The following is a 3,732-nucleotide window of genomic DNA, read 5'->3' on the forward strand; positions in this document are numbered from 1 at the left end:
ACGACGATAGATCGGACGTAACCAAGAATGCTGCGGCTTGCAAACCGTGTCTGGCTGCGTGTCGCGCAACCGCCGCTCACCGCGCGTCAAGGGGGTTGAACGTCGATGGCCATCACCGACATCGCTGAATACGCCCATCTCAGCGAGACGGAACTTGGGGCCTTCGCGGCCGCGCTGGATGCGATTCGCTCCGATGTCGAGGCCTCACGCGGCGCCAAGGATCGCGCATACATCAAGCGCGCCATCGCTTTTCACCGATGCCTCGAGGTTGCGGCCAGGCTCGCCATCGGCATGAGCAAGGGCAGGTGCGGTTGGGCCGTCGGGACCGCCGCTCTGGCCGCCGCCAAGACGATCGAGAACATGGAACTGGGCCACAACATCAGTCACGGTCAATGGGATTGGATGAACGACCCCGAAATCCATTCCAATACCTGGGAGTGGGACATCGCCGGTCTCACATCGCAGTGGCAGCACTCCCACAACTACCGACACCACGTCTTCGCGAACATCGTCGACGTGGACGACGACCTCGGATTCCGCATCATGCGTGTCAGCCGAGACCAGGAGTGGCAGCCCGGCGCCTTGCTGCAGCCGTTGTATGCGGTGCTGCTGGCGCTGGCCTTCGAGTGGGGCGTCGCGATACATGGCTTGATCGCAGTCCAAGAATTCGAAGCCACGGACGCCGCCAAATCCGCCCACAAGACGGCGATGCTTCGCAAGATGGCTCGCCAGGCGGGCAAGGACTATCTCCTTTTCCCGGCGCTGAGCCGCCGGCGGTGGTGGCGCACACTCGCGGCCAACGTGGTGGCCAACGGCCTGCGCAACGTCTGGGCCTACATCGTGATCGTCTGCGGTCACCTGGTGGACGGGGCGGAGAAGTTCACCGAATCGGTACTGGAGGACGAGACGAAGGCCGAGTGGTACCTGCGTCAAATGCTGGGTACCGCGAACATCGAGGCCGGACCGGTACTGGGGTTCATGACGGGAAATCTCTGCTACCAAATCGAGCACCACCTCTTTCCCGATCTGCCGAGTAATCGCTACCGCGAGATCGCGGTACGGGTACGCGAGGTGTGCGCCACCTACGACCTGCCCTACACGACCGGTTCGTTGCTTCGCCAATACCTGCTCACCGTGCGCACGATCTGCAAGTTGGCGCTACCCGACTGGCTTCTCTCCGCCACCTCCCACGATGCACCCGAGACGGCGTCCGAGCGCAGGTTCCGCAACGCCGCCAAGCGATCGCCGAGCGGGGAACACGACATGGAGCGACGCGGATTGGCGACCGCGATACTGGACCGCGGTGACCGCCGGGAGCTCTGGAGACGCTCGGCCTAGGCGCCGAATCACGCTGCAGCCCACTCTGCTGCCTCCGATGCCTGCGCTCAACGGTGGGTCAGACACCGGGGCAAACGGGTAGGCGTCTCCCATTGTGCGCAGGTCCAGACGACGGAGCGCCCGCCGCGTTCGAGCTGAGGCCCGCCGCTCTAGAGGATGTGCAGACCCTGGGCCAGCTGTGACACCCCGACCACCGTGAACAGCGCCACCAGGATTTGCCGGTGGTAGGTCCGCACCCAGTCGTGCAGCACGAGCAAGAGAGATTGGGTTTTCGCCGGCGTGACCACATAACCGACGAGAATGACTTCGACGACGGCGTACATCAGGACGATGAACGCGACGGAAGCGCCGGCCTGCGCGGTGACCGATGCCCCCGAGGCAGCGATGATCGCGACGATGAACAGGACACCGTCGACCGGCACCGAGATGATGCCGATCACCCACGCGACCCACGAGGAGCCGCTCTCCCACGAGTTGTGAATGCGGCCGAGCAGACGCCGGAATGGCGAGGGGTTCTCGGTCGTCTCATCCGGGACCCGGGTCAGCAGCCGCGGCATCGCGATGGGCGTACCCGAGACCATCGACAGTTCCCGGGAGCGCTCGTCCTCGGGCGCGGGTTGCGCCGCCCGTGCACGGGTAAGGAACCGCACCGTCATCACAGCGGCGATCGACAGGCCGACCACACCGAGGCCGATCTGAATCTTGCTGAGGGTTGAGCTCGTCGACGGGGACGCCGAACCGTGCGCAACGTGTCCGAAAATCGCGGTGAAGTTCAGCAGCACCAGCGGGATGAGCAACTCGGGAATGCACACCGTCAATCCGCCGAGCCAGTACGCGAGCAGGCTTGGGCCGGGCCGTGGTCGAGAGATCATCAGTAGGGCGAGCCCGAGACGAACGGGATTGAGCGCAGCCAGGATCCCCAAGCCCAGCACTGACCCCCACATGGTTCGAGGCACTACCCGTGGGAGGCGGGATTCAAACGCCGCCGAACTCCAGTTGAGAACGCGAAAATTTCGCTCGGCAAAGCCGGCTATGAATCAGCTGTGTGCGCCAAATTTGATCTTGTTCAACGGATTCCGGTTATGCCATCGGCGCGAGCTGGCGATCCCCTGGCTCATGCCCCCGTTGTGGGGGTAACCGCGTTAGCGGGCTGACGTGGTTTGGGTGCGCTGGCGAACTCCGCGCCTGCCCTGGGTGCGTGAGATCAATCACAACGGGCCTGCGTGACGGGCTGCCCGGGGGCCGGCCAAAACCCACCGGCAAACGTAGCCGGCGACGGGCCCGCCCGATGAAACCAGCTGGCGACGCGGCCCCGGCACGGAAGCCGCCGCCGGCCCCGGCCGGTGCGGGTAGCTATGGGCCGGGACAGCTCTCGGCGGATTTCCGCGATGACGTCGGCCTATGCCTAGCAAGTGCCCGTACCTTTTCGCATGCTGCGCGTGGGGGATTCGGCAACGGAGCGAACGCGGGTAGTCTTGTGCGGGCACATCCGTGAATGTGCTGCTAGAAGGGTTTTTGGTGACGTAGTTGCGGAATAGTGCTCCGGGTCGCTGTATGCGGTAGTCATCCGCGCCGAGCGAAACCGGAAGTCGCAGGCAAAGATTGGCTGATCACCTGGGCTGCGTTCTGCGCGTCGACTCGGCAAACGGCCAACATCGTTGCGCCGGGATTGTTGTGCACGCGTCGGATGAGCGGGCGGGGCAGTGACATATGCAACACCTGCGCAACATGGTGTTTTGCTGCGCGGCAACGAAACTACGCACCAGTACAATTTGACGCGGATCGGGTTATCTAAGAACGGAATTCACATGTTTCGGGGAGCGACTGTTGGGTACCCGCCGACCGTGGATCGCCTCGTCGAAGGTCGTAGCTGCGCGCATTGGCTGCGCTGCTTGGTAAACGGCGACTGTCGGGGTGGGGTAGGAATGGGTACCGCCACGATCATGTGTCGGCGGCGCCCCTCACGACCGAGCTCGATGACGCTGATTTCCGGCGCGGGAGCTGGTCGACATACTGGCCGGGCCTGACGGCTCAATCCTCAAGCGCTGCAAGGACGCTCGCGTTGCAAGCAGCGCGATTTGTAAATTTTCGTTGATGTAAGGGGGTCCATCCGTTGCCGCTCAATCCGTTCGATGACGACAATGGCCGTTTTTTCGTCTTGGTCAATAATGAAGAACAACACAGTCTTTGGCCAACATTTACTGTCATACCCGCCGGTTGGAGAGTAGTTTTTGGAGAAGCCGACCGCGCTGCATGCCTGCACTACATCGACGAAACCTGGCCCGATATACGGGCGAAAAGTTTGCGCGACACGCTCACCGCGCCGGTTTGTGATCGATAGACAAATGTCGGTATGAAGGGTTTCGGGGTCAAACTTTTAGTGGGGGGCGTGTA

General features: G+C 62.9%; 3 protein-coding genes. 2 read left to right on the forward strand and 1 reads right to left on the reverse strand.

From position 1 onward, the window contains the following. Positions 1-105: 105 nt before the first annotated feature. A complete protein-coding gene (locus B8W69_RS03250; RefSeq protein WP_085288539.1) occupies positions 106-1,338 on the forward strand; it encodes a fatty acid desaturase family protein in 1,233 nt (410 codons plus the stop codon). Positions 1,339-1,487: 149 nt separating this feature from the next. Here B8W69_RS03250 and B8W69_RS03255 read toward each other — a convergent pair whose 3' ends face one another. After that, positions 1,488-2,282 (reverse strand): GAP family protein, encoded by a 795-nt coding sequence (locus tag B8W69_RS03255; RefSeq protein ID WP_085288540.1) that lies wholly within the window; start codon positions 2,280-2,282, stop codon positions 1,488-1,490. Positions 2,283-3,451: 1,169 nt separating this feature from the next. On the opposite strand from B8W69_RS03255, the gene B8W69_RS03260 reads away from it, so the two are divergent. Further along, positions 3,452-3,679: an MbtH family protein gene (locus B8W69_RS03260; protein WP_085288541.1), complete on the forward strand. Its 228-nt coding sequence runs from the start codon at positions 3,452-3,454 to the stop codon at positions 3,677-3,679. Positions 3,680-3,732 lie beyond the last annotated feature (53 nt).

Origin of the sequence: Mycolicibacterium vulneris (assembly GCF_002104765.1) — a bacterium.
GTDB classification, from domain to species: domain Bacteria; phylum Actinomycetota; class Actinomycetes; order Mycobacteriales; family Mycobacteriaceae; genus Mycobacterium; species Mycobacterium vulneris.

What these genes read in the sequence shown, in the direction of transcription:
- B8W69_RS03255 (WP_085288540.1), bottom strand. Translation starts at nt 2,282, where the DNA reads ATGTGGGGGTCAGTGCTGGGCTTGGGGATCCTGGCTGCGCTCAATCCC.
- B8W69_RS03250 (WP_085288539.1), top strand. Translation starts at nt 106, where the DNA reads ATGGCCATCACCGACATCGCTGAATACGCCCATCTCAGCGAGACGGAA.